Here is a 26,391-nt window from a genome sequence, read left to right on the forward strand (position 1 = left end):
GGGATTCCGAGGTCGGCCGTCCTGCGTCGGTGGCGAGGGCCGTGACCGGGCTGACCCGCGACGCACGCTAGTTGAAACCACCACTCATCCTCGGCGGACGTCTCAAGCGGCCAACGACACAGGAGTGATGTGCGAATGCCATTGTCGACGGAGTTCACGGCGCTGTGTGGGGTGCGGCACCCGATCGTGCTGGCGCCGATGGGCGGGTCGGCCGGTGGCGCGTTGGCGGCGGCCGTCTCTCGCGGCGGCGGCCTCGGGATGCTCGGCGCGGCTGCCGGGGATCGGGAGTGGCTGGATCGTGAGGCGCCGATCGTCGCCTCGGGCACGGACCAGCCGTGGGGTGTCGGCTTCCTCACCTGGGCAATCGATGTTGGTGCGGTGGAGCATGCGCTGGCGTACGGCCCAACGGCGGTGATGTTCTCCTTCGGCGATCCGAGCCCGTTCGTGGAACCTGTCCGTCAGGCGGGGAAGGTTCTGATCATCCAGGTCACCGATCTGGAGGAGGCTCGGCAGGCCGTGGACCTGGGCGCCGATGTCATCGTGGCGCAGGGCACCGAGGCCGGCGGGCATGGAGCCCGGCGGGGGCGGTCCACACTGCCGTTCGTACCCGTCGTGGTGGATCTCGCGGCGCCGGTGCCGGTGCTGGCGGCCGGCGGAATCGCCGACGGCCGGGGCCTCGCCGCAGCCCTCGCCCTGGGCGCTGCCGGAGCCGTGATCGGCACCCGTTTCCAGGCCACCACCGAGGCGCTCGTCGCACCCGACATAACCAGGGCGATCATCGAGGGACGAGGGCAGGACACCGAACGCAGCAGTGTGCTGGACATCGTCCGGGGCTCCCGATGGCCGTCGAGATACACCGCCCGTACCCTCGGCCACCCTCACCTCGACCGATGGCGCGGTCGCGAGGCCGAACTCGTCGGCGACGCCCAGGCCGGACCGGACTACCAGGAAGACGTGGCACGTGGCGCGATACCTCCGCTGCCGATCTGGGCCGGCGAGGCCATCGACCTCATCACCGACCTGCCGTCCGCAGCCGACCTGGTCACCACCCTCGCCGCCCAGGCCGAGGACGCCCTGAACCGAGCCGGAAGACGCTGACAGACACCGGCAGGGCCGTGATCGTCAGGTGCTCAGCCGCCCTCCACAGAACGTGTCGGGGGCTGAGCACCTGACGATCACGGAAGACGAACGTCAGGCGTCGGTGGCCAGGGCCGTGACCGGGCTGACCCGGGAGGCGCGGCGGGCCGGCAGCACCCCGGCCACGGCGGTCAGCGCGATCAACGCCAGGAAGACCCCGATCAGCGGCAGCACCGGCAACTCCAGCGGCGCGTTCGCCCCGAGCGCCTCGACCGTCAGCCAGGCGTACGGGACGCCGAGCAGCAGACCAAGGGTCGCGCCGATCAGACCGTAGAGTCCCGCCTCGGCGGTGAGCATGATCCGTAGGCTGGCCCGGGAGAGGCCGACCGCCCGGAGCAGGCCGGACTCACGTACCCGTTCGACCACCGAGAGCGCGGTGGTGGTGCCAACGCCGACGACCGCGATCAGCACGGTCAGGCCGATCAGCCCGAGCGCCACCCCGAGCATCGCGTCGACCAGCCCGTTGATCTCGTCCCGCTGGTCGGCCAGGACCGTCACTCCGACCCCGTCCGCCCCGGTGACGGCCTGCCGCAACGCCTTCTGCGCCGCGTTGCGGCCATCTTCGCCGGCCTTGGTCGCATCGGCGAGCAACCCGACGTAGCCGGCCGTCGCGCCGAGCCGGTCCAGATCGGCGGAGTCGACCACGACACCGGACCCCAGCGGGGTGTTGCCGGGCAGGATCGCGGCGACCCCCACCTCGATCTTCCGCTGCTCGCGGGTCAGCACGACCCGGTCACCGGCCCGCAGTCCGGAGTACCGGGCGACGTACGCGGGGAGCACCACCCGGCCCGGCCCGAGATCGGCGAGCCGGCCCGAGCGTACGTCGAGCTTGTCCAGTTCCGGCAGGGCCGCCAGGTCGAGGTCGGTAGCACCGAACCTGGTCTCGCCACCGCCGGCCGACCCCGTTCCGCTCGAACCGGGCAGGCTCACACCCACCCCGTCCAGCCGCCGGTACGGAGCCACATGCGTCAGCTCGCCACGCCCCCGTACCCCGTCGACCACCGCCGACGGCAGGAGGCTGCCGTCACTCGTCGACAGCTCGAAGTCGGCCGGAGCCGAAAGGGCCATCTCCCGGTCGGCGAGTGCCCGCATCGACGCGCCACCGACCAGGACCCCGGCGATCAGTGTCACGCCGAGCGCGACGACCACCGAGACCGCGGCGGCCCGTCGGGGTGCCCCGCCGATCCCGCCGACCGCCAGCCGGCCGACCGGGCCGAGTTGGCGCAGCGGCCACCCCACCAGCCAGAGCACCGGCCGGACCAGCACCGGCCCGAGGGCGACCAGGGCGAAGAAGGCGAGGGTGCCGGAAACGACCACCAGGGCCAGGGCCGGCACCGCGTCGTACTCCAGCGCCTCCGGCTCGGGAAGCTGGGTGAAGACCAGCAGCACCGTCATGCCGGCGCCGGCCGTCAGCAGCAGACCGAGCACCAGCCGGACCAGCCCGACATCGCGCCGCCCCGAGGTGGTGCTCGCCGCCCGCAGCGCCTCCAGCGGGGCGACCCGGGCCGCGGAGAACGCCGGCGCCAGCACCGCGAGCAGGGTGATGAGGGTCGCGCCGGCCACCACCGCCACGGCGGGGAGCAGCGGGAAGCCCGGCGACGCGACGGTCAGGCCGAATGCCCGCAGGGCCAACGCCAGAGCGTGCCCGAACGCGAGCGCGACCGCCACGCCGACCGTGCCGGTGACCAGGCCGGTGAGCGCCCCCTCGAAGGCGAGCGCCCGGGCCAGTCCGCCCTGGCCGGCGCCGATCGCCCGCAGCAGCGCGAGTTGCCGCATCCGCTGGGCGAAAACGATCCGGAAGGTCGAGGTCGCCACCAGCGCCGCAGCGGCCACCGCGACCCCGATGAACATGCCGACCAGGACGAAGACCATTTTCAGCCGGTCGACCACCCCCTTCGCCTCAGCGGTCCGCACCTCGGCACCGGTACGCACCGGCGGGCGATCCCCGCCGGCCGCCGCCACGATTCGGTCCACCTGTTTGCGTACCGCCGTCAGGCTGGCACCGGGCGCCAGGCGCAGGTCGATCTGCCGCACGTGCTCCTGGGCGCCGAGCGCCGACACGAAGCCGTCCGGGGCGTACGCGTCCTGCCCGAAGTCCTGGTCGGCCTCGACCAGGCCGGTGACGGTCATCCTGATCGGCGGGGCCTCCGGCTCGATCCGGGCGGTGGTGACCGCACCGACGGCGAGCCCCAACCGCTCGGCGGTACGGGCAGTGACCGCGATCTCGTTCGCCGCGTCCGGGTAGCTGCCCTGGGTCACCCGGGCCAACGCCAACGGGCCGGTCCCCGGGTCGCCGCTCAACCGGAGCCAGCTACCGCCCGAACCCCCGATCTGGAGGCCCGCATCGAGGCGGCCGACCGCCTCGGCGACCCCGGGCAGTTCGCGCACCTGCCGCAGGACCGACACGGTGGTGGCGTTGCCCTCGGCATCGCCCACCACCAGATCGGCCGCGGCCGGTGTGCTGGCGCCGGTGGCCTCCACGGTCCGGGCCACGATCTGCTGGGCCAGCACCGCGGCGAAGACGACGAACGACGCGACCAGGATCGCCAGGCCGGTCAGGAGCAGTCGACTCGGGCGCCGGGCCACGCCGCCCAACTGGGTCCGCAGCAGCGCCCTCATCGGGTCGCCGCCAGGGCGCGCAGGGCCTCGGTCACCGAGGCGTGGTCGGGGCGGGCGAGGTCACCGGCGATCCGGCCGTCGGCGAGCAGCACCGCCCGGTCGGCGTACGCGGCGGCCGTCGGGTCGTGGGTGACCATAACGACGGTCTGGCCGAGGTTGTGCACCGAGTCACGCAGGAAGCTGAGCACCTCGGCGCCGGAACGGGAGTCGAGGTTGCCGGTCGGCTCGTCGGCGAAGACGACCTCGGGGCGGGACGCGAGCGCCCGCGCGAGCGCCACCCGCTGCTGCTGCCCACCGGAGAGTTCGCTCGGCCGGTGACCGAGCCGGTCGCCGATGCCGAGCACCCCGACCAGGTGGGCGAGGAGTTCGCGGTCCGGCCGCTGACCGGCCAGGTCCATCGGCAGGGTGATGTTCTGTTCGGCGGTGAGCTGCGGCAGCAGGTTGAACGACTGGAAGACGAACCCGATCCGCTCCCGCCGTACGGCGGTCAGCGCCCGGTCGGACTGCTTGGTCAGGTCGGTGCCGCCGAGCAGCGCCTGCCCCGAGGTGGCGGTGTCCAGGCCAGCGAGGCAGTGCATCAGGGTGGACTTGCCCGAGCCGGACGGTCCCATGATCGCGGTGAACTCGGCCCGGCCGAATCCCACCGTGACGCCGTCCAGGGCCCGTACGGCGGTGTCACCGCTGCCGTACACCTTGACCAGGTCGACCGCGGCCACGGCGGCCTGGGACCGGTCCTCCCGTGCGGGTGTGACGGCATGGTTTCGCGAACTCATCGATCCTCCAGCGGATGCTCAACAACTCCGCAGGAAGCTTCGCCCGCAGGCGACCGGCGGCACATCGGTCCACGGCCAGGTTCCGTCTCGCCCGACTCTGACTTTCGGCCGATCTACGCCTGCCGCCCGCTGGCTACGCTGGGTCACGATGACGACCGCTCGATTCAGACACCTGTGGTTCCGCCTGGGCCAGTGCGCGGCGCTCGTGGTGATGGCCGTGCTCGGGCTACTCGACCTGCGGGTCGGCCTGATCCGGGCAGACGCCGCGACGCCGGCCCTGGTCGGGGTGGTGATGGCGGTGGCGACGGTGCTGGTGTGGCTGCCCGCACATCCACGGAACTCGCGTCGCCTGCCTCGGGCGGCGCTGGTGCTCGCCGGTGCGTCGATCATCGTCACCCTGGTGGCCAGGGCGGTTGGACCGCCGGTCGCCACCGCTGCCAGTTGGGGGCTCGCCGAGACCTGCGGCCTGCTCGGAGTGCTCTTCGTGGTGGCCCGGCGCGGGGCCGCCGCCTGGGCGCTGGGCGCGGTGCTGGGCCTCGGCGCGGCCGTCGTCGCGCTGCCGCTGCGCAGCACGACCGGTAATGGTCTTGTCATCGCCGGCCTGTTCCTGGCGCTCTGCGCCGGTGCTTCGGCCGCTGGCGGGGTGTATCTGCGGCTGCTGGAGAACGGGCGGGAGCGGGCGGTTGCCACGGTCCGGGCCGAACAGCGCGCCGAGTTCGCCCGTGACCTGCACGACTTCATCGCCCACCACGTGACCGGGATCGTGGTCCAGGCGCAGGGCGCGCGGTTTGTCGCCGAGCAGGACCCGCAACGGGTGCTGCTCGCGTTGGAACAGATTGAGCGGGCCGGCGCGGAGACGATGACCTCGATGCGCCGGATGGTGGGAATCCTGCGTGACCCCGACGCGGCACCCGACGCGCCGCTGGCACCACTGGCCGGGGTCGCGGACCTGACCCCGCTGCTGGCCCGGTTCAACAGTTCGGCGGAGCCGACCGCCCAGCTGCACCTGGACGGGGAACTGGACGGGATACCGGTGGAGGTCTCGACCTCCGGTTACCGGGTGGTCATGGAGGCGCTGACGAACGTACGCCAGCACGCGTCCGATGCCAAGATCGTGGATGTGGCGGTCCGCCGTACGCCGGACTGGTTGGTGGTCCGGGTGAGCGACGACGGCCCGGCACCCCGCGTCCCGGGGCCGCGCGGACAGCACGGGTACGGTCTGATCGGCCTGGCCGAACGGGTACGGGCGATCGGCGGGCAGTTCTCCGCCGGCCCCGGCATCGACGGCGGCTGGGTGGTCGACGCGCGCCTGCCGCTACGTCAGGAGGTGGACCGGTGATCCGGGTGATGATCGCGGACGATCAGGCGATGGTCCGGACCGGCTTCGGCATGATCCTCGGCGCGCAGCCGGACATGGAGCTGGTCGGCGAGGCGGCCGACGGGGTCGCGGCGGTGTCGCTGGCCCGGCAGGTGCGGCCGGACGTGGCGCTGCTGGACATCCGGATGCCCCGGATGGACGGGCTGGAGGCGTTGCGGCTGCTCGCCGGGCCGGGCGTGGTCGACCCGATCCGGGTGGTCGTGGTCACCACATTCGATCTTGACGAGTACGTCCACACGGCGCTGCGCAACGGCGCCTGCGGTTTCCTGCTCAAGGACTCCGGGCCGGCGCTGCTGGTGGAGGCGGTCCGGGCGGCGGTCTCCGGTGACGCGCTGATCAGCCCGTCGATCACCGTACGACTGCTGGAGCACCTCAGCCCCCCGGCACCGGCCCGGGACGACACGGGCCTGTCGCCTCGGGAGCTCGACGTGGTGAAGCTGGCCGCCCGGGGCCTGACGAACGCCGAGATCGCCGCCCGGCTGTACATCGCCGTCGGGACGGTCAAGACACACCTGGGCAGCGTGCAGACGAAGCTCGGCGCCCGCAACCGGGTGGAGATCGCGGCCTGGGCGTGGGAGCGCCGCCTCATCGACTGAGCCGGCGGGCCGGCCCCGGCGGGCCGGCCCCGGCCGGACCAGCATCGCCCGATCCCGCCCCCGGCCCACTTCTCGGCTGCCATCATCGCCAGAGACGACGGGGGACGTTCTCCCCGCTCACGCCGGCCGAGGAGAGGTGCGATGCCCGACGAGCAGGTCCTGTCCGAATCCACCTACCACGCGGTGATCAACGCGCCGATGGAGCGGGTCGACATCGCGGAGTGGTTGTTCAACCTCCCCGACGCCGAATACCAGCGCTGCGCTCCGCCGGACCACATCGCCGCGGGCTACACCACCACCGACGACGGCCGCCCCATGTCGATCAACGTGGAGCAGATCGGCGACGGCCTCCTCGTCCAGCACTACGTCGGCGAGATCGTCGGCCCGCACCACTGTCGGATGGTGTCCCTCTCCGACGTCTACACGGAGCAGGGACGTACCAAGGTCAAGGTCGTCTGGGATCTCAGCGTCAAGCCGATCGACGAGGGTCGCTGCGAGTACACCAACAGCGTGGTCGCGCTGACCACCGACGAGTTCCTGGACTTCATCGACCTGCACAGCATCACACTCCAGCAGGCCGCCGCCGCCCGTCAGGTCGCCTCCGCCGACCACAACAGCCGCGAGACCCCGCTCTACGCCCAGAGCATCGAACGCCGGGCCCTCAAGGAGTAAGGAAGGGCCCCTTGTTATCGCTTTCGGTAGAGGAAGGGCCCCTTCCTAACCCGGCGGCGGCGCGCGGGGAGTGCGGCGTGACGGGGAGTGCGGCGTGACGGGGGCAGCGGGCGGACGACGCACCGGATCACGTTTGCGCTGGCCAGCACGGCGATTGAGTCGGCCAGCGGACACTTCTCACCGACGATCTGCATGGAACCATAAGCTCACGGTAATTGCTTAGCTACCCAGCGATTGCGTCGGTTGGGAGTGCCATGCACGAATTGGCGGACAAGAACAAGTACGTCGCGTTCCTGTTCATGAAGATCAGCCCTGAGTACTTCGCCCTCGGCCGTGAGGGCATCCACGAGGTCTCCGCCGGCCACGCCCGAGAGATGGGCAAGTACGCCAAGCAGCTCACCCACGTCGTGTGCAGCGGGGTGGACGCCCGGTACGACCAGGTCACCATGGTCGAGGCGGACTCCCTGGAGGAGATCCACGCGGCGGCGACCGACTTCCGGATGGGCGCGAAGGCCCGGTACATCGAGATCGTCGACATCGTGGTCGGCATGAAGGCCCCGCCGCGCGGTCTGGCAAAACGCGCATAGGACAACTCCCCGGCACGTCGGGAAGAGGATTTCGCGGGCGACAGGACCGGCCAGCCGCGCCGGGGCGGCGAAACCGGTTCCCGTACCGGCGGCCAGGCAACACCAGCCGGCCGCCGGTACGGGGAACAGTCACCGGTGCAGGGACGCGTCGAAGTCCACCAGACGGCCATTACCGGCGTCGAGTCCGGACCGCCACGCCCGCGAGCAGGGCGTGGCGGCGGCGCGGTGGCTCAGCTCAACTCGACATCACCGATCGGGATGTCGAGATAGGACTCCTCGCCGTCGGGCGACGAGATCTCGATCGTGCTGCCGTCGACGGTCGCATCGGCGAAGAGAATGTCCTTGGAGTCGACGACGAGTTGCAGCTGATGCCCGGCCAGGATCACGTAATGCGCGGGCTGCAGTTCGACCTCGACCGTCCTGGTCTCACCGGGTACGTCGTTGAGGAACGTGTACGGCGCACTGGTGATGATCAGCGCGCGCCCGTTCGCCGGGTTGAGGTCGAACAGGTGCGCGACCAGCGTCACGGACTCGGCCGACGGCGTTACCGTGAACCGGAGCCGGGTCGAGCCGATGATCCGCTGGTGCCTCGCCAGCGGCGGGGACGACCACACGACCGCGTGCTCGTCCGGTATCTCCGCCGTGCGGTAGACGACGGGGTTGCCCAGGCGCTCCTGCAGGCCGGTCGTGACGAGCGTCGGCGCCACCGTGGCCGGGGTGTCCACGCCTGCGGTGAAGCTCCGGCTCCAGCCCGGCCGAGGGTTGTCGAGCAGCAGCGTCTCCCCCGACGGGTCGCCGGGGTCGCCGAGGTGGAACCGACGGGGCGGTACGACGTACGACTCCCAGTCCGGCTGCTGCACGAGCGCGAACAGGTTGTGCATGTACTCCGCGCGTACCCCATGGTCGGAGGCTCCGTCGACGGATGCCTCGGCGACGTAGCGGTCCAGCCACCGTTGGCTGGTCGCCGTCGGGCGGCTGATGCCGCCGAGGAACCCGATCACCTCGTCACCGCCGTGGTCGCCAATCTGCACGAGCAGGCTCTTCGGTCCGGTCAGCGCGCGATAGAACTCGACCACCGCCGGCACCGAGAAGATCGTCTCGTGCCAGTACGTGCCGAGGAAGATTGGCAGGCTCCGGCGGTTGAACATTTCCAGATAGGTGAGTGGGGACCGTTCCGCACTGAACTCCAACAGTCGATCGATGTTCCGGTTGGCGCGGAAGTCGTCGAATATCTCACCGACCTCGGTGGAGACGCGGTCCTCACCGAAGAGTGCGACCAGCGCCTCGAACGCCTTGAGGTGCCGCGTCTCGTTCTCGTACAGCGAACGGCCCAGGTCGGCCCAGGCGCTCTGCGCGCACACGGCCCTGACCCGCTCGTCGTGGGCGGCGATCAGCAGGCTCGTGCCGGCCCCGTAGGAGGAGCCGGCGAACCCGATCCGCTCCGGGTTCGCCTGCGGGTAGTTGGCCAGGACCCAGTTGATGACGGCGGACCCGTCCGCCCAGTCACCGGGACCGGCCACCTCGATCTTTCCCGAGGAGTGGGCCAGGCCACGCTGACTGTAGGCCACCGCGAGGTAGCCCCGTCGGGCGAACTTCCGGATCATGCCCGGGTACGACTCCCAGCCCGTCGCCGCGAGCGGGGCCGGCATGATCACCACTGGGGCCGCACGAGAGATGTCCGTCGGCACGAACACGCCGGCGTCCAGCACCACCTCCGCATCGGCTCCCGGAATGCTCACCCGGGCGAAATTCCCCAGCTTCCGAAGGACCTGGTACTCCTCGACAAGTCCTTCCGGAAGGTCCTTGAAATCGCTGGAGCCGAGCTTTTCGAGAGCTTCCGACTGGGCCTTCAGTTGTGCTTTTTCCTCGGGCGCGAAATCAAACACGTTTCCAGCGCTGATGTGGACGGACACTGCGGCACCCACCTTTTCGAATTCGGGGGAGGGAGGGGTGGCGGTTTCGAGCCTATGCCGCTCCGAAACCGCCCCACGACGTTCACTCACGTGACCGCGCCCCTCACTCACCGCCAATTCCGAGACGGGAAGCCCGAACATTTTTCGCCAATGAGGTGGCCGCAGAACTTCCTATCCGAATATTTCATCCGGCAGGTGCGACCCGCTGCCCTCGCGACAAGGAGAACCCACTACATCCGCAGGTGTTCCCAGTCGAGCAGGTCGGCGCCGAGGTCACGTACGGTCGCCAGCAGGCCGAGCCGGGCGGCGCGCAGGTCGAGGTCGTCGGTCATCACGAACACCTCGTCGAAGAAGGAGTTCACCGGACCGGTAATCGCACCGGCCACCTCGTTGAAACGCTCCAGGTCCGGCTCGGGCGGCAACGCGTCGCGTACCTGGGTCAGCACCTCGTGCAGTCGCAGCTCCGCCGGCTCCACCAGCGCCTCCGGGCGGTAGCCGGCGGCCGTGCCGGCGGGAACGATCCGGCGGGCCCGCTGGATCGCCTCGGCCAGGGACCGGAACTGCTCCTCCTTGACCAGGGCGTCGATCTGGGCCAGCAGGCGGTCGGCGAGTCCGGGCCGCTCGGCGTGGGGCAGCACCGCCCGCACCCGGTCGACCGGCTGCCCCTCCTCGGTGAGCAACTGCTCCAGCCGCCGGGTCAGGAACTCGGCCGCACCGGTGAGCACCGACTCCGCGACCGGCACCGGCTGCCGCCGGGCCGCTGCGGCGAGCGCCTCGGTCAGGCTCAGACCGGCGAGTTCCGGGTGGGCGCGGTGCACGGCGAGCAGACCGAGGAAGGCCCGGCGTACGGCGAACGGGTCGCTGCTGCCGGTCGGCAGCCCGACGGTGGCGGCGAGACCGGCGACCAGGTCCAGCCGGTCCGCCAGGGAGAGCAGCGCCCCGGGCAGCGTCCGGGGCAGCGCGTCACCGGCACTGCGCGGCAACTCGGCCTCGTAGACCGCCTGGGCGACCGCCTCCGACTCCCCCGCGTGCAGCGCGTAGTCACGGGCCATCACCCCGGCGAGGCTGGTCATCTCGGTGACGAGCTGCGAGCCGAGGTCGAACTTCACCAGCGCGGCGGCCCGGTGCAGGGTCGCCGTGTCGGCCGGGTCGAGGTCCAGGGCGGCGGCCAGCACGCGGGCCAGCTCGGCGATCCGGTCCGAGCGGTCGGCCATCGAGCCGAGCTTGTCGGTGAAGGTGAGCCGGCTGATCCGTTCCCGCATCTCGACCAGCGGGACCTTCAGGTCGGCGCGGTAGAAGAAGGCGGCGTCCTCGTACCGGGCGCGCAGCACCGCCTCGTTGCCGGCGCGGACCAGGTCGGCGTCGACCGCGCCGTTGGCGACCGCGACGAAGTACGGCATCAGCCCGCCCTGCGCGTCGCGCACCGGCAGGTAACGCTGGTGCTTGCGCATGACGTTGACCAGGATCGCCTCCGGCAGCCGGAGGTAGCTCTCGTCGAACCGGCCGAGCAGCGGCGTCGGCTGCTCCACCAGGTAGAGGATCTGGTCGATGAGCGACCGCTCGGCGTCGACGTCGAGCCGGCCGCCGGCCTCGGCGGCGAGCCGCTCGGCACCGGCGACGATCAGCCGTCGGCGCTCGTCCGGGTCGACCACGATGCCGGCGTCGGCCAGGATGCCCAGGTGGGCCTCGGCCGAGGCGACCGGAATGGTCGGCGCGGGCGCGTTGCGGTGCACCCGGGTCTGCCGGTCGGAGGCGAGCGACGACACCGCCACCGGCACCACCTGGTCGCCCCAGAGGGCGAGCAGCCAACGGACCGGGCGGGTGAAGGCGAGGTTCGGGTCGTTCCAGCGCATGTTCTTCGCCGAACGCAGTGACGTCACCACCTTGGCGAGCACGTCGCCGAGGACCTCGGTGGCGTCCCGGCCGGCCTCGGGGCGGAGCACGGCCAGGTGCTCGACGCCGTTGAAGTCGACCCGCTCCAGGGCGTCGACCTCGACCTTCTGCGACCGGGCGAAGCCGAGCAGGGCGGGCGTGGGCTGACCGTCGGCGGTGAACGCGGCGCCGGCCTTGGGGCCCTTCACCGTACGGACGTGGTCCTCTTCGCGGGCGGCGACGGCGTCCACGACGGCGACCAGCCGGCGCGGGTTGGCCAGCACCCGGATCGCACCGTGCGCCAGCCTCGTCGCGGCCAGGCGCTCGGTCAGCTCCCGCCGGACCTGCTCCCGGGCGGTACGGGCCTCGGCCGGCGGCATCTCCTCGGTGCCGATCTCGAAGACGAGCTGCCGGGGAGCGGACCCACCGGCCGGCGTGACCGCCGGGGCGGTCGCCGCCGGGGTCGGTTCGACCACGCCGAGCGGGTGACCCAGCTCCTCGCGCCGGGCCACCCAGAGACGGGCGACCTCGCCGGCCATCCGGCGCATCCGGGCGAACTCGGCGGCCCGCTCGGAGGTGGAGACCGCGCCCCGGGAGTCGAGCACGTTGAACGCGTGCGAGCACTTGAGCACGTACGTGTGCGCGGGGACCGGCAGACCGGCGTCGATCATCCGCTGCGCCTCGGCGGCGTACAGCTCGAGCAGTTGGCGGTTGGCCGCCACGTCGGCGTCGTCGAGGTAGTAACGGGACATCTCATACTCGGACTGGCCGAAGACCTCGCCGTAGCTGACGCCCGGGGCGTACGCGATCTCCTTGAAGTGGCGTACGTCCTGCAACGCCATGATGATCCGCTCGATGCCGTACGTGATCTCCACGGCGGGCGGGTCGAGGTTGACCCCGCCGGCCTGCTGGAAGTACGTGAACTGGGTGATCTCCAGCCCGTCGAGCCAGACCTCCCAGCCCAGCCCCCAGGCGCCGAGCGCCGGGGAGGTCCAGTTGTCCTCGACGAAGCGGACGTCGTGCGCGGCCACGTCGATGCCGAGCGCGCTCAGGCTGCCCAGGTAGAGCTCCTGCGGATTGCCCGGTTCAGGCTTCAGGATCACCTGGAGCTGGGTGTGCGTCTGGAGCCGGTTGGGGTTCTCGCCGTACCGGGAGTCGTCCGGGCGGACCGACGGCTCGACGTACACCGTCCGCCACGGCTCCGGGCCGAGGACCCGCAGGAAGGTCGCCGGGTTGAGGGTTCCGGCGCCGACCTCCGTGTTCATCGGTTGCACCACGAGGCAGCCCTGCCCCGACCAGTACGCCGTCAGGCGCGCCAGGGCATCTTGCATGGTCAGCATGGAAAACTCCGTCCGAGGCGACCCCTGGCAGGCAGGCGCGGCGGCGGCGCCAGGGCCTGCTCAGTGTAGTGACCGGCCCGCGCGCAGGTCGGCGAGCATCCCCTCGACACTGCGCAGCACCACCCGGGCGAGCTGCCGCTGATCCGGCCGGAGCAGCGGGTCCTCGGCCTGCGCCTGCCACCGGTACAGGGCGTCGACGCCCCGCTCCCAGAGCTGCCCACCGTCGGCGTCCTGTTCCAGCTCCAGCCGTACCGCCAGGCTGGTGCCGTTCCCGCCGACCAGCCGGTGCGCCTCGGCGGCGAGGTCGCCGTCGAGCTTCGTACGCGGGTCGCGGAGGGTGGCCAGCAGGCGCAGCTCCCGGAAGTCGTGCGCGGCGGCGAGCACCTGCTCGATCCGGGCGTGCAGCTCCGCCGTACCCGGTCGGGGGTCGGTCCGCAGCACCCGTTCCAGGGCGGCGAGCGCGGAGCGGGCCTTGAGCACCTCCCGCCGGTCGGTGAAGTACCGGGCGATCGACTCGCGCAGCTCGGTCAGCCCGCTGCGTCGGACCAGTTCGGCGGCGAGCCCGGCCCGGGTGTTGGCCCCGGTACGGATGAGCGTGGTCGCCAACCGCAGCCCGAAGACACCGAACCGGTCCAGCAGTGCCCGGCGCACGATGGCGTCCGGTACCGGCGTGTACTCGGCGGCGGCGTGCGATCCCCCGGTGGCCCGGCCGGTGGCGAAGCGGGTCTCGACGAACCGGTCGGCGGAGAGCAGCGCGGCGGCGAGTTCGTCCCGGGGCAGCTCGGCCAGTTGGGCCAGCGCGACGAACTCGGTCTCACTGAGCACCCGGCCGGCGAGCGCGACCAGGCCGGCGACCGGCACCGTGCCCATGCAGAGCGGACGCACCCCCGGGTCCTGGGACTGGCGCCGGGCCAGTTGCTTCGCGGTGACCAGGGCGTCGACCCGGCCACCGCCCAGCTCGTCGGCGCGGGCGAGCACCAGGAGCGTGTTCACCGGCGCCGAACGGCCCACCACCCCGTCCCGCAGCGCGCGCAGGAACCGCAGGTCGGTGCCGCGCCCGTCCCGGGTCAGGTAGAGCACCGCGTCGGCGTCCCGGACCACCTTCATCGCGGTCGACGAGTTCCCGTCCTCGTCACCGGGCGGTACGGGTGGCATCTCCATCAGCGTGGTGTGTCGCAGCACCCGGGTCGGCCAGCGCACCACCACCTCGCTGACCTGTGTCGACCGCCAGCCACCCAGCTCCACCCGGAGTGCCCCGGTGGAGCGGACCACCGGCAGTTCCCAGGCCGACCCCTCGGCCGAGTACGCGGTCGCTCCCGGTTCCGGGCCGTCCTCGTACCACGTGTGCAGCGGTCCGCCGTCGGCCGGCTCGACCGGCGCCACCTCCTCGCCGAGGATGGCGTTGATCAGCGTCGACTTGCCGGATCGCCAGGGGCCGACGACCGCGATCCGCAACGGTTCGGCGAACCGGTCGAGGTAGTGCCGGAGCCGTTCGGTGGCGCGCGGGTTGTCCCAGTAGAGCGCCAACGCCTCGTGCAGCAACGCCGGTACGGACTCGTCCAGTCGGGGGGCACCGGTCACGGCTGCCCGCCCAGCGGCGACGCCCCGGTGGCGCTGCGGCCGGACACCAGCCGCTGGGCCTGCTCGTAGAGGACCGCCAGCCGCCGCATCTCCTGCTCGATCTGGCGGTGCCGCTGGTCGCGTACGGCCGCGTCGGCGTCGGCGGACTGCTTCGCGGTACGCAACGACGCGACGATCGCCTCCTGGAGGTCCTCGGTGAGCGCGGCGAAGTGGTCGCGCAGCATCCGCTGGACCCGTCGGGCGGTGTCCCGGCAGTCCTTGTTGAGCCGGAGGAAGAAGTCGTCGACGTGCCGCTGGGAGGCCACGCGTACCGCCGTCTGCCGGCGTTTGAGCAGCGACTTGCTCTCGTCCCGGATGCTCTTGCCGCCGAAGAGGGCACCGGCGCCGATCGAGACGAAGTTGATTAGCGGCATCCCGGCGAGGCTGGTGGCGAGGCCGAACATCAGCACCCCGCCGTACGAGCCCCGCAACGCGGTGACCACCTTCTGGGTGGGGGTGAACCGTTCGATCGGGGGCTGTTCCAGCACCGGCAGCCGTTCGGCGAGGTCCGCCGGGACCTGGACCGACCAGTCCGGCAGGGCGTCCTGGCCGTACCGGGCGAACTGGGCGGCGACCTGTCCGGCGATCCAGTCGCAACGCTGGGCGAGCCAGACGAAGTTCGCCTCCGCCGCCTCGACCAGGTTCTCCTCCAGCCACTGCTGGAACGGTTCCCAGCCGGTCTGCGGGTCGGCCGTCTCGAACGCCTCGTCCACCTGGCGCAGGATCTTGCGGGTGCGGTCACGCAGGTCGTACTCGATGTCGGAGAGCAGGTCGGCCATCTCGTCGTTGAGCGTGTTCTGCCAGCGGGTGTTGCACCGGCGCAGCTCGTCGACCTCCCGTTGGGCGGCGCGCAGGCGCCCCATGGCGGCCGTGTTGTCGCCGGACTGGGCGGACGTCAGCTCGGCGCGCAGCGGCGCGGCGAGCTGTTCGATGACGGTACGGCTGAGCAGCGCCACCGCCGACCGGGCCAGCACCTCGGACTTGCTGTTCTGGTCACGCAGCAGCCGGCCGATCAGGTCGGGGAACCGGGACTCGGCGTTGACCACCTTGTCGTCGGTCTTGGCGGCCTGTAGCCGCAGCGCGGCGGAGACCGGGATCAGCGCCGCCGGCACCCCGGCGCTGGCCAGGTGCTGCCGGTTGCGGTCGGCCACCGTACGCCAGTCCGGCACCAGGTCGATCTTCGTCTGGACCACGATCACGTTCGGGTGCGACTGGGCGATCTGGAGCAGCAGGTTCACCTCGGCGACGGAGAGTTCCCGGGTCGCGTCCGAGACCAGCAGCACCGCGTCCGGGCGGGCCATGGCGGCGTACGCGTTGGTGACCCTGGCCTGGTCGGGGCCGTCGGCGCCGGGGGTGTCGACCAGGGTGAGCCCGCCGGCGAGCAGTCCGCGCGGAACTCCGATCTCGACATGGGTGCTGCCGGCGGCACCGGCGCCGGGGGCGACCGTGGTGCTGATCCGGGCGACGGCCTGCTCGATCGGCAGCGGCAGCCGCTGTGCCGGGACCGGTGCGTCGGTCGTTGGTCGGCCGGGTGCCGGCGCGGCGGCCTGGACCAGGGCGGCGGTCGGTTGTGGGGAGTGCCGGACCACCGTCGGGACCACGGTGGTCCGGCCGTCTCCCACCGGGCAGACCGGCGCGTTGATCAGCGCGTTGACCAGTTGACTCTTGCCCTGTTTGGGTTCGCCGACGATGAGGACCCGCAACCCCGGGTCGAGCAGCTGCACCCGTTTGCGGCGTACCGAGTCGACCAGGTCGGTACGGCCGTGTGCCGCGCAGAGCCGGCTGGTCTCGTCGAGTACGTCAAGCCAAATCGGCGTCATCACGCACCAAGTGTGCCGATTTCGACGCGATTATCAAGGGGTCGTACCACCGGTACCGCGGGCGACCACACCCAGTGAAAGGGGTGGCCACCCGCGGTACCGGAGGGGGGCCGGAGGCCGGGCCCACCGCAGCGGGGCCCGGACTCCGGCCGGTCGCCGCGCCGCGCCCACCCCCGGGCCGCGGCGCAGCTGGTCAGAGCAGACCGTCGGTGAGGCCGAGCAGTCCGCCCGTGGAGTGGGCGTCGGCGGTGGCGTGCGCGTCGGCACCGAGCCCCAGGTCGCCGGTGAGGCCGACGCCGTCCAGGGTGTTGCCGACGGTCGAGGTGACGCCGCCGACCGCGCCGTGCGGGTCGACCACGTCGCCGACCACCGGGACCTCACCGAGGCCGCCGGTGAGGCCGCCGGTCAGCCCACCGGTCAGCCCACCGACGTCGAGCGAGTCGACCACGCCGAGGGAGTGGGTGAGGCCGGTGACCGTGTTGACCGCGAAGTCGGCGGTGCCGAGCAGGCCGTCGGTGGCGGTGCCGTCGAGGACCGCGCCGGTCGGGTCGTTGACCACACTCTCGGCGGTGCCGACCACGCCGGTCACGCCGGAGGTGCTGACCACGCCCAGGTCCAGGCTGTCCGCCACGTCGTTCACGCCGGAGAGGTCGGTGGCCAGGCCCTGCGGGCTGACCGCGGCACCGATGCCGGGGACCACCGAGGCGGCCGCGCCGAGGCCGCTCGGGTCGACCGTGATCGCGCCGAGCACCGAGGCGTTGACGTCGATGGTGTTGCCGTAGCCGGCGGAGGTGATCTGGTCCGCGACGGCGTGCAGCTGGCCGACGACGCCGAGCGGGCCGCCGTCGAGTGCGCCCAGTCCGAGGTCGCCGACCGGGGCGAGCGCGGTGATGCCCTGGAGCGGGACGGTGTCCACCACGAACGGGATGACGTCCTGCACGTCGGCCGGGGTGAGGTCGCCCAGCCCGGCGTCGGCCAGGGTGGCCTCGGGGTCGAGCTCGAAGGCCGAGCGGGCGTCGACGTCGGTGAGCAGGTTCAGTACGAAGTCGTGCAGGTTCTGGGTGGCGTCCATTATGGAGATTTCTCCTCGGGTGGGCGGGGCCGGACGGTCCGGCGAACGGGGGCACCGGACCTGACAACGACAGTAGGCACCGGGTGACGTACCGGACATCGGGGACGCATCCCCGTCCTGTCGGGACCCGAACTAGGGCAGAACTCACCCACACGATTAGGGGCTTAGGGAGTCCGTCCCGTCAGATTTAGGGTCCCATTGGTGGAGGGATCTCTGGTACGAAAGGAGGAGTCCGTACGAGCCCCCTCGGGGGTGGACCGTACGAGCCCCCGCGCGGCCGACACGAGCCCTCCGGGGCAACCGGGTAAAGGAATCAGGTGGAATGGCGTACGTCCTCGGGATCGACATCGGCGGAAGCCGCACCACCGCCGCCGTCGCCCGGCTCTGGGACAACACCTGGAGCCCAGCGGAGGTCACCTGGCTCAGCCCGCACTCCCCCACCGTCCCCGCCGTGCTGCACCTCGGGGCCAACGGCGCACTCACCGTCGGTGACCCGGCCGAGGGCGGCACCCAGATCGACCCCGGCCAGATCGCCCGGGAGTTCGTCGCCCGCGTCGGCGACCCGGTCCCGCTGCTCGTCGGCGGGGAGAACTGCGCCGCGCCGACCCTCGCCGCCGGGCTCGTCGGCTGGGTGATCGACCAGGTCACCGTCCGCGAGGGCGCTCCCCCCGACCGGATCGTGGTCAGCCACCCCGCAGGCTGGGGCAACTACCGCCGGGGCCTGCTGCACGCGGCGCTCTGGGAGATCGGACGCGGCGACGTCACCCTGCTCCCCGAGGCGGTCACCGCCGCGGAGAGCCACGTCGCGGCCGGCTTCACCGGACGTACCCTCGCCGTGCACACGCTGCGCGAACAGGGCTGCACCAGCAGCGTGGTCGGGCGGGCCCGCACCGGCGGCTTCACCGTGCTCGGCACCGCCGGTGAAGGCGAGGCGTACGGCGGACCGGAACTCGACCTCGACCGGGCACTCGGCGACCACGTCCGGGTCGAACTCGGCCGACAGCTCGGCCCCCGCCACCTCGACGACCCGCAGGTACGGGCCGCGCTGCTCGACCTGCCCCGGGAGTGCGCGCGGGCCCGGGAACGGCTCGCCGTGGCAACCGACACCGACGTACGCCTGCACCTGCCGAACGGGCCGATCCGGGTGCCGGTCACCCGGGACCTCTTCACCGAACTCGTCCGACCCGCCGTGCAACTGACCGTGGAAACCCTGGTCGAGACGATCCGGGCCAGCGGACTGCCCACCGACCAGCTCGACGGCGTACTCCTGGTCGGGGACTGGGCCCGTACCCCGCTCGTCGCCGAACTGGTCGAGGCCCACTTCCCCGGTCTGGTCACGGTCGCCGCCGACCCCGGGTCGAGCGCCGCCACCGGAGCCGCGGTCGCCGCCGGACAGATCCTGCTGCCGACCCACCCGGCACCCCGCCCACCCGAACACCGCCCGACCGGCCCCCACCGCGACGACACCGCGCCGGGCCGACCGGGCTCCACCCCGGCCCACCCCGATCCCGAGTGGACCCACACCGGCCCCACCACCGGCCGACCTCCCGGCCGCGACCTGGTCCGGGCCGACCCCAGCCCCGAACCGCCGCCCCGCCCGCCGATCCGGATCACCCCGCTGAAACTGCCGAAACCCCGGGTCACGGGGCTGCGCACCACCGGACGCACCGAGCCGTCCGGCACCGGACGCGACCTGGCCGACCAGCACCCCGGTCGTAGTTCCTCGAGAGGACACCGTTGAGTCCGCACACCGCCATCCGCCCGGAACTCGTGCTGGACGGAGCCGGTTCAGCACTGCTCGACGCGGTCGGCGACGCACCCCACGCCCCGATGACCGTCGCCGTCACCGCCCCCGGCGGGTACGGCAAGAGCGCCCTGCTGCACGAACTGGCCGGGATCTACCGGCGGGCCGGTCACCCGGTGGTCGAAGGCTGGCCGGCACAGGGGCCGGAACCCGACCCCGACGCCGTACTGCTCGTCGACGACGCGCACCTGCTCGACCCCGACCGACTGGCCGAACTGCGCCGCTGGCTGACCGCCGGTCCGGTCCGGGTCGCGCTCGCCCACCGGCCATGGCCCCGGTCGGCCGCCCTGGTCGAGCTGACCGAACTACTCTCCCGGGACCGGCCGACGCTGCTCCTTCCGCCGTACACCGAACGCCGGACCGCGACCCGGCTCACCGACCTGTACGGCCAGGTGCCCGACGCCGCCCTGGTGAGCTTCGTACACGCGCAGACTTGGGGCGTACCCAGGTTCGTCGAACGGCTCGCCGCCGAACTCCGCCCCGCACCGGTCACCGGCGACGGGGGCGAGGCCGGCTACCGGCTACCCCGGTCCGCCGTGGCGACCTTCGAGACCGAGATCACCGACCTGCCGGCCGACGTACGACGCCTGCTGCTCGCCGTCGCGACCGGGCTCTGGCTCCCCGTCGACCTGCTCGGCGCCCTGCTCGACCAGGACCCGGACGGGGTCGACGAGACGCTCGCCGCCGCCCGAGCCACCGGCCTGCTCGGCCCGGACGACCGGCTGCCGCCGATCGCCGAGCGGGCGGTCACCACACTCAGCCCGGCCAGCCAGCGGATCGCCGTCTGGCAGCGACTGGCCGACCTGCAACGCGCCCGGGGCGGACCGGTGCTGCCCCTGGTCCGCGCCCTGCTCACCCCCGGCGTCGGCGGTGAGTGCGACGCCGCCACCATCGAGGCCGCGGCCGAGGAGGCGCTGGCCGAACAGCCGTTGATCGCCGCCGACCTGTTCGCCGCCGCGGCGGCGGCCGGACGCCCGACCACCGGCCGCCAGGCGTACGCGGCGGCGCTCGCCGGCGACCTCGACTCGGCCCTACGACTGGCCGACCGGCTGATCGGCGCCGACGACCCGGGCGACCGACGGGACGGGGCGACAGTGGCCGCGACCGCCCTCGCCCACCGGGGCCAACTCGGCCGGGGCGCCGAGCTGTACCGCTGGTCGGACGCGCCGTCGTCGGCCGCGTTCGCGGCGATCGGGGCGATCGGCACCGGCGAGTCCGACGAGCCGTCCCCGGGCTCCGTCAGCCCGATCGCGGGCGGTCCACCTACCCTGCTCACCGGCGCCGCGCTGCTCACCGCCAGGGGCGTACGCGAAACCCTCAGCGGCCCGCCGACCGCCGCGCTCTCCACCCTGGTGCAGGCCGCCGCGCTGCTGGAACCGGCCGGCCGTACGGTGCTCCTGCCGGACAGCCCGGCGGCGCTCGCGGCGCTGGTGGCGCTGCACTGCGGCGAGCTGGAGATCGGTGAGCGGGTGCTCGACCGGGCCATCGCCGCCAACCTCGGCGGTCCGTTGATGTCCCGGCGGCACCGGCTGCTCCAGGCGTGGATCCTGATGATGCGTGGCCGGACCGCGATGGCGGCCGAGGCGCTGCGACAGATCTCCGGCCCGCTCGAACCGAGGGACCTGCTCTTCGCCAGTGCCCTGGAGATGGGCATCGCCCGACGCGACAGTGATCTGCCGGCGGTGCAACGCGCCTGGGGACAGGCACGCGAGGCCCTGGTACGGCACCCGGTGGACCTGTACAGCTTCCTCCCGCTCGGCGAGATCACCATCGCGGCGGCCCGGCTGGGTGAGCTCAACCGGCTCGACCCGTACCTGCGGGAGGCGTACACGTTGCTCGACCGACTCGGCTCGCCGCCGCTCTGGGCGACCCCGTTGCGGTGGAACGGTCTGCACGCGGCGATCATCGCGGAACTTCCCGGGACGGCCGACGAACACGTCGCGGCGCTCAACGCGAACGTGGGTCACAGCCGGTACTCTGCCGTGATGGCGGCCGCTGCCGAGAGCTGGGTGGAGGTGCTGCGTGGGACGGTCGATCCTGCCCGCGTCGAGGTCGCGGCACGTGGTCTGCACGATGCCGGACTGGGCTGGGACGGCGCGCGTCTGGCCGGTCAGGCGGCGATCCGGACCGCGGACCGGCGGGCGATGACGGCGCTGCTCGACTGTGCCCGGATGTTGCAGGGCCGACCTACCGGAGCCAAGGGATCCGCCTCGACGGCCGGTGCTTCGACGGCCGGCGTCGCGGACGCCATCACCGCACCGACCGAGAGCCGACTCAGCGACCGGGAGCAGGAGGTGGCCGACCTGGTGTTGGCCGGCCTGACCTACAAGCAGATCGGCGACCGGCTCTTCATCTCGGCCAAGACGGTCGAACACCATGTGGCCCGGATGCGCCAGCGGTTGAACTGCGCCAACCGCAGCGAACTGCTCAACCGGCTGCGGATGCTGGCCGCCGATCGGGCCGGCAACGGGTCGGTTACCCCACCCTGGCCGAAACGACAAGTGTCGTGAGTGGCCCGACGTACGGATGACCAGAGAACTGATGCCGGCGCACGGCAGTGAGAGGACAACGACGAGTGCTTTTCCCGATGGTCGCGACCGACAACCTGACCCGGCTCCTGGACGACCTGGTCACCCGGGTCGACGGGGCGGACCTGGCGATGGTGCTCTCCCCCGACGGCCTACCGCTCGCCGCCTCGAACCAGGTCGACGACGAACTCGGTGAGCAGGTCGCGAGTGTGACGGCCGGGCTGCACGCGCTCGCCGTGGCGACCGGGCGGCAGACCGAGACCGGAACCGTACGGCAGATCATCGTGCAGATGCGACGGGCGTACCTGTTCATCGCCACGACTCGCGGCGGCGCGATCCTCACCGTACGGTTCGACGGTGAGGTGGAGGTCGGCGACGTCGCGTACGAAGTCGCGCTCTTCGCCGGGCAGGCACATCACCACCTGCCGGTCTACCTCGAACCCGCGCCGCCGCACCCGGCCGCAGGGTGAGCTGGGGATTCGAACATCGAGATGGGGTACGGACCGTGAATCCGGACGAGCAGACCGGTGACCTTCGACTCGGGTCGCCGGACCGTCCACCGGGCAGTGTCGAGGCACGACCCACCGAACCGCCACAGACCGAACCGCCGCAGCTGGTTCGGAGCGGTCCACCCCGGACGGTGGCGGTGGCGGTCCTCGACACCGTGCTCGACGCGGCGGCGGCCGTGCGTAACCTGTTCGCCCCGGCGGCCGGTCGCGGCGGTGGGGCGGGACCGGACGGCGATCGGTCACCCCGGTCACCGTTCGGGCGCTGGCCGATCGGGGTGGGCTTCGTCGCCGGGGCGGCGGCGGTGCTCGGCGCCCTGGTGCTGCTCATCGCGCTCGTCCTCCGTACGCCGGAACGGGTGACGCCGTTGCACGTGGCGCCCCCGGCCGAGCAGGGGGTGGGCGGCACCGCCGACCCCGGCACCCCGGGCAGCGAGGCGAGCCCGGCCGCGGTACGGACCGGGCAGCCCGGGCCGGAGGTGGCACCACCCGCCGTGCCCCCGGCCGGTACGCAGGCGCCGGGGGTTCCGGCGTCCGGCACCACGCCCGACGCGCCACCACCGGCGGTTCCGCTGACCGCGAGCTACACGATCGAGGACCCGACCCTGCTCGGGTACCGGATGACGGTGACCGTCGACAATCCGGGGCGTGCCCCGGTTGACCGGTGGACGGTCACCATCACCCTGCCCCGGGCACCGATGGGCGTGCGCGACGTGACCGGCGCGGAGGCCACGCAGGCGGGCACCACCTGGACCTTCGTGCCGGCCGCCGACACCGGTCCGGCGCCGGCCGGTGGTTCGGTCAGCTTCCAGTTCCGGGTCGACGGTGTCGGCCTGGACTCCGCCCCCACCGCCTGCACCATCGACACCCGCCCCTGCGCCACACCCTGACGCAACACGCGGCGCGGGATCGGGCCGCTCAGCCGTCGACGTCGGTGGCCCGGCTGGTCGGCTCCCAGGCCAGTGCCTCGGCGCGGGCCGCGTCGAGGTGCGCGAAGACGCCGTCGGCGGCGTCGTTGCCAAGCGGCAGCCGCAGCGGGGTCCGCTCGGCCGCCAGTGCGGCGAGGATCGCTGCGGCGGCCTTGGCCGGGTCGCCGGGCTGCCTGCCGTCGCTGTCCGGCAGGGCGGTGCGGAGCGGGCCGACCGTCTGCTCGTACCCGGGTACGGGCACCGACTGCCGCAGCGTGCCGCGAGCGTGGAACCCGGTCCGGAAGGAACCGGGTTCGACGATCAGCACCTTGATCCCGAACGGGGCCACCTCGGCCGCGAGTGCCTCGGAGAGCCCTTCCAGGGCGAACTTCGTCGCCGAGTACGCACCGACCCCGGCGAACGAGAGGCGGCCTCCGATGCTGCTCATCTGGATGATCACGCCGGAGCCCTGGCGGCGCTGGTGCGGCAGGACCGCCCGGGTGAGCGCGGCCGGGCCGAAGAAGTGCAGTTCCATCAGCTCCCGAAGGTCCTGTTCGGAGGTCTCCTCCACCGCCCCGACCAGGCCGAAACCGGCGTTGTTGACCAGCACGTCGATCCGCCCGTACCAGAGCACGGTCTCGGCGACCACGGCGGCGACGCGTACCGGGTCGGTGACGTCCAACTGGACCGCGACAGCCCGCCCGGGGTGTGCCTCGGTCAGGTCGTGCAGCGCCTTGGGTTGGCGGGCGGTGGCCACGACGGTGTCGCCGGCGGCGAGTGCCGCCTCGGTGATCGCCCGGCCGAGCCCGGAGGACGCCCCGGTGATCAACCAGACCCGGCCGGTCGCCGTCCGGGTGGGGGTGTCGGTACTCATGTGGGACTCCAAACTGTGGGTGACAGTCAAGTTTTCCCAGCTCACGGCCGACCGGTCCAATACAGAAGATCACTGACCCGATAAGCGCGGCTTATCATTGCCGGATGGAGCTGCGCCAGCTGCGCTACCTCGTCGCGATTGCCGACGAGGGGAACATGGGACGCGCGGCGGCACTGCTCTACGTGAGCCAGCCCGCCCTGTCGTACGCGGTCCGGAACCTGGAGTCCGAGCTCGGCGTACGGCTGTTCGACCGGCACGCCGGGGGCGTCACCGCGACCGCCGCCGGGCGGGACGTCGTCGCCGAGGCCCGCCGTACGCTGCGGCAGGCCGAACGGGTGACAGGTGCGGCGGTACGGCACCGGCGCGGCGAGACCGGCGTACTGCGGGTGGGGTTCGAGGCCAGTGGGGCCGGCGAGCTGACCACCCGCGCCCGGGCCGAATACGCCCGCCGCCACCCAGGCGTACGGGTGGAGCCCAAGCGCTTCGACTGGGGCCAGGAGGCGGCGGCACTGCGCGACGGCCGGGCGGACGTCGCCTTCGTCTGGCTCCCCACCGACCTCACCGGCCTGCACGTCGAGGTGGTGCACACCGAACCCCGCGTCGTCGGGCTGCCCGTCGGGCACCGGCTCGCGAACCGGGTCGGGATCTCCGTACTCGAGGTCAACGACGAGCCGCTGATGTGGACCGAGCACGCACCGCGCGAGTGGGTGGACTGGTGGGCGGTCAACCCGAGGCCGGACGGGTCGAGCCCGCGCTGGGGGCCGACCAACGACAACGTCGAGGAGATGCTGGAACAGGTGGCCGAGGGCGGCGCGATCTGCTTCGCGCCGGTCAGCATGGCCCGGTACTACGCCCGCCCGGACCTTGCCTGGGTACCGCTCACCGACGTCCCACCGCTTCGGGTCGCCCTCGCCTGGGCCGAGGACACCCACAGTTCCCTGGTGCTCGGCTTCGCCGAGGTGGTCCGCGAACTCGCCACCGTCACCTGACCGCCCGAGGCGATTTTTTGGTGTACGGACGCGAGCGGGCATGCCTAGAGTGCCGGACATGGCCGAGCCGTCCCCACCGTCCCCGCCCTCGTCCGACTTCCCCGCACACGTGCCGATGATGTCGACCGAGTACGCCGAACGTGTCCGTGCGTGGCACGAGAGCGCGTACGCGCAGGCGCGGGCCGAGGCGGGCTCCTTGTCGGGACCGGGCCAGACGTTCGACTACCTCGGCCGGACGCTGGTCGTCCCGCCGCAGGTGCAACCGATCACCGGCGTGTCCCACCTGCTCGGCGAGGCGGTGCTGGCCGAGGTACGCGACACCGACCGGGTGCTGGACATGGGGACCGGCAGCGGCGTCAACGCGATCCTGGCGGCGTCCCGGTCGACCCGGGTGGTGGCGGTCGACATCAACCCGTACGCGGTCGAGGCGGCCACCCGCAACGCCGAACGGAACGGGGTGGCCGACCGGATCGAGGTGCGCCACAGTGACGTCTTCAGCGCCGTCGACGGGGTCTTCGACCTGATCGTCTTCGATCCACCGTTCCGCTGGTTCGCCCCGCGCGACGAACTCGAGGCCGCCAGTACGGACGAGAACTACCGGGCGATGACCACGTTCTTCCGGGCGGCTGGGCGACACCTGGCGCCCGGTGGCCGGATGCTCGTCTTCTTCGGCAGCTCCGGCGACCTGGCCTACCTGCGCCACCTGGTCGACGAGACGGGCTTCACCGCCACCGAGATCGCCCACCAGTCCCTGCTGAAGGAGGGCTGGCAGGTCGCCTACTCCACCTTCCGCGTGGTCCGACGGGACGGCCGAGTCGGGTGGTCTTCCTAGATCGGCGCGGGAGCGGGGCGCGGGGCGCGGCCCATCATCTCCAGAATCCCGGCCGCCTGGCCGACCTCGATCAGGTAGCCGTCCGGGTCGCGCAGGTAGCAGCGGATCTCGACGCCATGGTCCTTCGGCTCGGTGAGGAACTCACCGCCGCGTGACTTCCACTGGTCGTAGACCGCGTGGACGTCGTTGACGCGGATGTTCATCGCGCAGCTCAGGGTCTGCGAGTCGGCCGGCGCCTGGGCACGTACGGTCGGTTTGTCATCGGTCGGCCCGCCCTCCGTGTTGATCACGATGTAGCTGTTACGGAAGCGCAGGATGCACGGTTCGCGTTCCCGGATGCAGGTCGCGCCGAGGACCCGCTCGTAGAACTCCCGCGACCGGTCGACGTCCCGGACGATCAGCAGGGTGGTGAGCACCGCCCCGCCCTCGGGTTCGAAATAGTCGGGTACGACCTGCACCATCTGCGCACTCCTCGGGCTCGGCGGCAACATCCCCCTGGGTCGGCTCCTCCCGGATCCCCGATCGGCGAGAACTAAACCCCCGTCTTACGG

General features: G+C 72.2%; 20 protein-coding genes. 11 read left to right on the plus strand and 9 right to left on the minus strand.

Annotated elements, in window-relative coordinates:
• Positions 1-135: 135 nt before the first annotated feature.
• Positions 136-1,098, plus strand: a complete 963-nt coding sequence (locus tag BDK92_RS08955; RefSeq protein WP_121156299.1) for an NAD(P)H-dependent flavin oxidoreductase — start codon at positions 136-138, stop codon at positions 1,096-1,098.
• 93 nt (positions 1,099-1,191) lie between these two features.
• Here the strand turns inward: BDK92_RS08955 and BDK92_RS08960 are convergent, their stop codons facing one another.
• Positions 1,192-3,756, minus strand: a complete 2,565-nt coding sequence (locus tag BDK92_RS08960; protein ID WP_121156300.1) for an FtsX-like permease family protein — start codon at positions 3,754-3,756, stop codon at positions 1,192-1,194.
• Entirely contained in the window at positions 3,753-4,529 is a 777-nt protein-coding gene (locus tag BDK92_RS08965) for an ABC transporter ATP-binding protein (protein ID WP_121156301.1), read from the minus strand. The genes BDK92_RS08960 and BDK92_RS08965 overlap by 4 nt, the downstream gene beginning before the upstream one ends.
• Positions 4,530-4,677: 148 nt before the next feature.
• Between BDK92_RS08965 and BDK92_RS08970 the strand changes: the two genes are divergently transcribed.
• The 4 genes from BDK92_RS08970 to BDK92_RS08985 all read left to right on the plus strand — a co-directional run bounded on the left by BDK92_RS08970 (position 4,678) and on the right by BDK92_RS08985 (position 7,762).
• Positions 4,678-5,868 carry a sensor histidine kinase gene (locus tag BDK92_RS08970; protein ID WP_121156302.1) on the plus strand — a complete coding sequence of 397 codons (1,191 nt, stop codon included), beginning with the start codon at positions 4,678-4,680 and terminating at the stop codon, positions 5,866-5,868.
• The gene (locus BDK92_RS08975) at positions 5,865-6,503 is read left to right on the plus strand and encodes a response regulator (protein ID WP_121156303.1); all 639 of its coding nucleotides are present in this window, start codon (positions 5,865-5,867) and stop codon (positions 6,501-6,503) included. The genes BDK92_RS08970 and BDK92_RS08975 overlap by 4 nt, the downstream gene beginning before the upstream one ends.
• A gap of 141 nt (positions 6,504-6,644) precedes the next feature.
• Positions 6,645-7,175, plus strand: coding sequence for a hypothetical protein (locus BDK92_RS08980; protein ID WP_121156304.1), 531 nt, complete (start codon positions 6,645-6,647; stop codon positions 7,173-7,175).
• A 254-nt stretch (positions 7,176-7,429) separates the two neighbouring features.
• Entirely contained in the window at positions 7,430-7,762 is a 333-nt protein-coding gene (locus BDK92_RS08985; protein ID WP_121156305.1) for a hypothetical protein, read from the plus strand.
• Between the two features lie 230 nt (positions 7,763-7,992).
• Here the strand turns inward: BDK92_RS08985 and BDK92_RS08990 are convergent, their stop codons facing one another.
• From BDK92_RS08990 to BDK92_RS09010, 5 genes are all read right to left on the minus strand, one after another.
• Positions 7,993-9,648 carry an alpha/beta fold hydrolase gene (locus BDK92_RS08990; RefSeq protein ID WP_211349152.1) on the minus strand — a complete coding sequence of 552 codons (1,656 nt, stop codon included), beginning with the start codon at positions 9,646-9,648 and terminating at the stop codon, positions 7,993-7,995.
• Positions 9,649-9,905: 257 nt separating this feature from the next.
• Complete coding sequence (locus BDK92_RS08995) at positions 9,906-12,887, minus strand: glycine--tRNA ligase (RefSeq protein ID WP_121156307.1); 2,982 nt, start codon at positions 12,885-12,887, stop codon at positions 9,906-9,908.
• Between the two features lie 60 nt (positions 12,888-12,947).
• Positions 12,948-14,468, minus strand: coding sequence for a P-loop NTPase family protein (locus BDK92_RS09000; RefSeq protein ID WP_121156308.1), 1,521 nt, complete (start codon positions 14,466-14,468; stop codon positions 12,948-12,950).
• Positions 14,465-16,327, minus strand: coding sequence for a dynamin family protein (locus tag BDK92_RS09005; protein WP_211349585.1), 1,863 nt, complete (start codon positions 16,325-16,327; stop codon positions 14,465-14,467). Before BDK92_RS09005 ends, BDK92_RS09000 begins: the two co-directional genes overlap by 4 nt.
• Before the next feature lie 193 nt (positions 16,328-16,520).
• Entirely contained in the window at positions 16,521-17,399 is an 879-nt protein-coding gene (locus BDK92_RS09010) for an IniB N-terminal domain-containing protein (protein WP_121156310.1), read from the minus strand.
• 322 nt (positions 17,400-17,721) lie between these two features.
• Here BDK92_RS09010 and BDK92_RS09015 point away from each other — a divergent pair, with 322 nt between their 5' ends.
• The 4 genes from BDK92_RS09015 (at position 17,722) to BDK92_RS09030 (ending at position 23,127) form a co-directional block, all read left to right on the plus strand.
• On the plus strand, positions 17,722-19,140 hold the full coding sequence (locus BDK92_RS09015; RefSeq protein WP_121156311.1) for an Hsp70 family protein: 1,419 nt from the start codon (positions 17,722-17,724) through the stop codon (positions 19,138-19,140).
• Positions 19,137-21,713 (plus strand): helix-turn-helix transcriptional regulator, encoded by a 2,577-nt coding sequence (locus BDK92_RS09020; RefSeq protein ID WP_211349154.1) that lies wholly within the window; start codon positions 19,137-19,139, stop codon positions 21,711-21,713. The genes BDK92_RS09015 and BDK92_RS09020 overlap by 4 nt, the downstream gene beginning before the upstream one ends.
• Positions 21,714-21,790: 77 nt before the next feature.
• Positions 21,791-22,201, plus strand: coding sequence for a roadblock/LC7 domain-containing protein (locus BDK92_RS09025; RefSeq protein ID WP_121156312.1), 411 nt, complete (start codon positions 21,791-21,793; stop codon positions 22,199-22,201).
• 35 nt (positions 22,202-22,236) lie between these two features.
• Positions 22,237-23,127: a cellulose binding domain-containing protein gene (locus BDK92_RS09030; RefSeq protein ID WP_121156313.1), complete on the plus strand. Its 891-nt coding sequence runs from the start codon at positions 22,237-22,239 to the stop codon at positions 23,125-23,127.
• A 28-nt stretch (positions 23,128-23,155) separates the two neighbouring features.
• On the opposite strand, the gene BDK92_RS09035 is transcribed toward BDK92_RS09030, so the two are convergent.
• The gene (locus BDK92_RS09035) at positions 23,156-24,019 is read right to left on the minus strand and encodes an oxidoreductase (RefSeq protein ID WP_121156314.1); all 864 of its coding nucleotides are present in this window, start codon (positions 24,017-24,019) and stop codon (positions 23,156-23,158) included.
• A gap of 104 nt (positions 24,020-24,123) precedes the next feature.
• Between BDK92_RS09035 and BDK92_RS09040 the strand changes: the two genes are divergently transcribed.
• Positions 24,124-25,008, plus strand: coding sequence for a LysR family transcriptional regulator (locus tag BDK92_RS09040; protein WP_121156315.1), 885 nt, complete (start codon positions 24,124-24,126; stop codon positions 25,006-25,008).
• A 58-nt stretch (positions 25,009-25,066) separates the two neighbouring features.
• Positions 25,067-25,840: a methyltransferase gene (locus tag BDK92_RS09045; RefSeq protein WP_211349156.1), complete on the plus strand. Its 774-nt coding sequence runs from the start codon at positions 25,067-25,069 to the stop codon at positions 25,838-25,840.
• Here BDK92_RS09045 and BDK92_RS09050 read toward each other — a convergent pair.
• Positions 25,837-26,301, minus strand: a complete 465-nt coding sequence (locus BDK92_RS09050; RefSeq protein ID WP_121156316.1) for a VOC family protein — start codon at positions 26,299-26,301, stop codon at positions 25,837-25,839. The two genes, BDK92_RS09045 and BDK92_RS09050, sit on opposite strands and share 4 nt — an antisense overlap.
• Positions 26,302-26,391: the final 90 nt, after the last annotated feature.

Origin of the sequence: Micromonospora pisi (assembly GCF_003633685.1) — a bacterium.
Lineage (GTDB): Bacteria > Actinomycetota > Actinomycetes > Mycobacteriales > Micromonosporaceae > Micromonospora_G > Micromonospora_G pisi.

Excerpts from the sequence above, each read along its gene's own strand:
- BDK92_RS09050 (WP_121156316.1), bottom strand. The coding sequence starts at position 26,301 with ATGGTGCAGGTCGTACCCGACTATTTCGAACCCGAGGGCGGGGCGGTG.
- BDK92_RS08960 (WP_121156300.1), bottom strand. The coding sequence starts at position 3,756 with ATGAGGGCGCTGCTGCGGACCCAGTTGGGCGGCGTGGCCCGGCGCCCG.
- BDK92_RS08965 (WP_121156301.1), bottom strand. The coding sequence starts at position 4,529 with ATGAGTTCGCGAAACCATGCCGTCACACCCGCACGGGAGGACCGGTCC.
- BDK92_RS08985 (WP_121156305.1), top strand. The coding sequence starts at position 7,430 with ATGCACGAATTGGCGGACAAGAACAAGTACGTCGCGTTCCTGTTCATG.
- BDK92_RS09015 (WP_121156311.1), top strand. The coding sequence starts at position 17,722 with ATGGCGTACGTCCTCGGGATCGACATCGGCGGAAGCCGCACCACCGCC.
- BDK92_RS09025 (WP_121156312.1), top strand. The coding sequence starts at position 21,791 with ATGGTCGCGACCGACAACCTGACCCGGCTCCTGGACGACCTGGTCACC.
- BDK92_RS08970 (WP_121156302.1), top strand. The coding sequence starts at position 4,678 with ATGACGACCGCTCGATTCAGACACCTGTGGTTCCGCCTGGGCCAGTGC.
- BDK92_RS09040 (WP_121156315.1), top strand. The coding sequence starts at position 24,124 with ATGGAGCTGCGCCAGCTGCGCTACCTCGTCGCGATTGCCGACGAGGGG.
- BDK92_RS08995 (WP_121156307.1), bottom strand. The coding sequence starts at position 12,887 with ATGCTGACCATGCAAGATGCCCTGGCGCGCCTGACGGCGTACTGGTCG.
- BDK92_RS09010 (WP_121156310.1), bottom strand. The coding sequence starts at position 17,399 with ATGGACGCCACCCAGAACCTGCACGACTTCGTACTGAACCTGCTCACC.
- BDK92_RS09005 (WP_211349585.1), bottom strand. The coding sequence starts at position 16,327 with ATGACGCCGATTTGGCTTGACGTACTCGACGAGACCAGCCGGCTCTGC.
- BDK92_RS08980 (WP_121156304.1), top strand. The coding sequence starts at position 6,645 with ATGCCCGACGAGCAGGTCCTGTCCGAATCCACCTACCACGCGGTGATC.
- BDK92_RS09035 (WP_121156314.1), bottom strand. The coding sequence starts at position 24,019 with ATGAGTACCGACACCCCCACCCGGACGGCGACCGGCCGGGTCTGGTTG.
- BDK92_RS09045 (WP_211349156.1), top strand. The coding sequence starts at position 25,067 with ATGGCCGAGCCGTCCCCACCGTCCCCGCCCTCGTCCGACTTCCCCGCA.
- BDK92_RS08955 (WP_121156299.1), top strand. The coding sequence starts at position 136 with ATGCCATTGTCGACGGAGTTCACGGCGCTGTGTGGGGTGCGGCACCCG.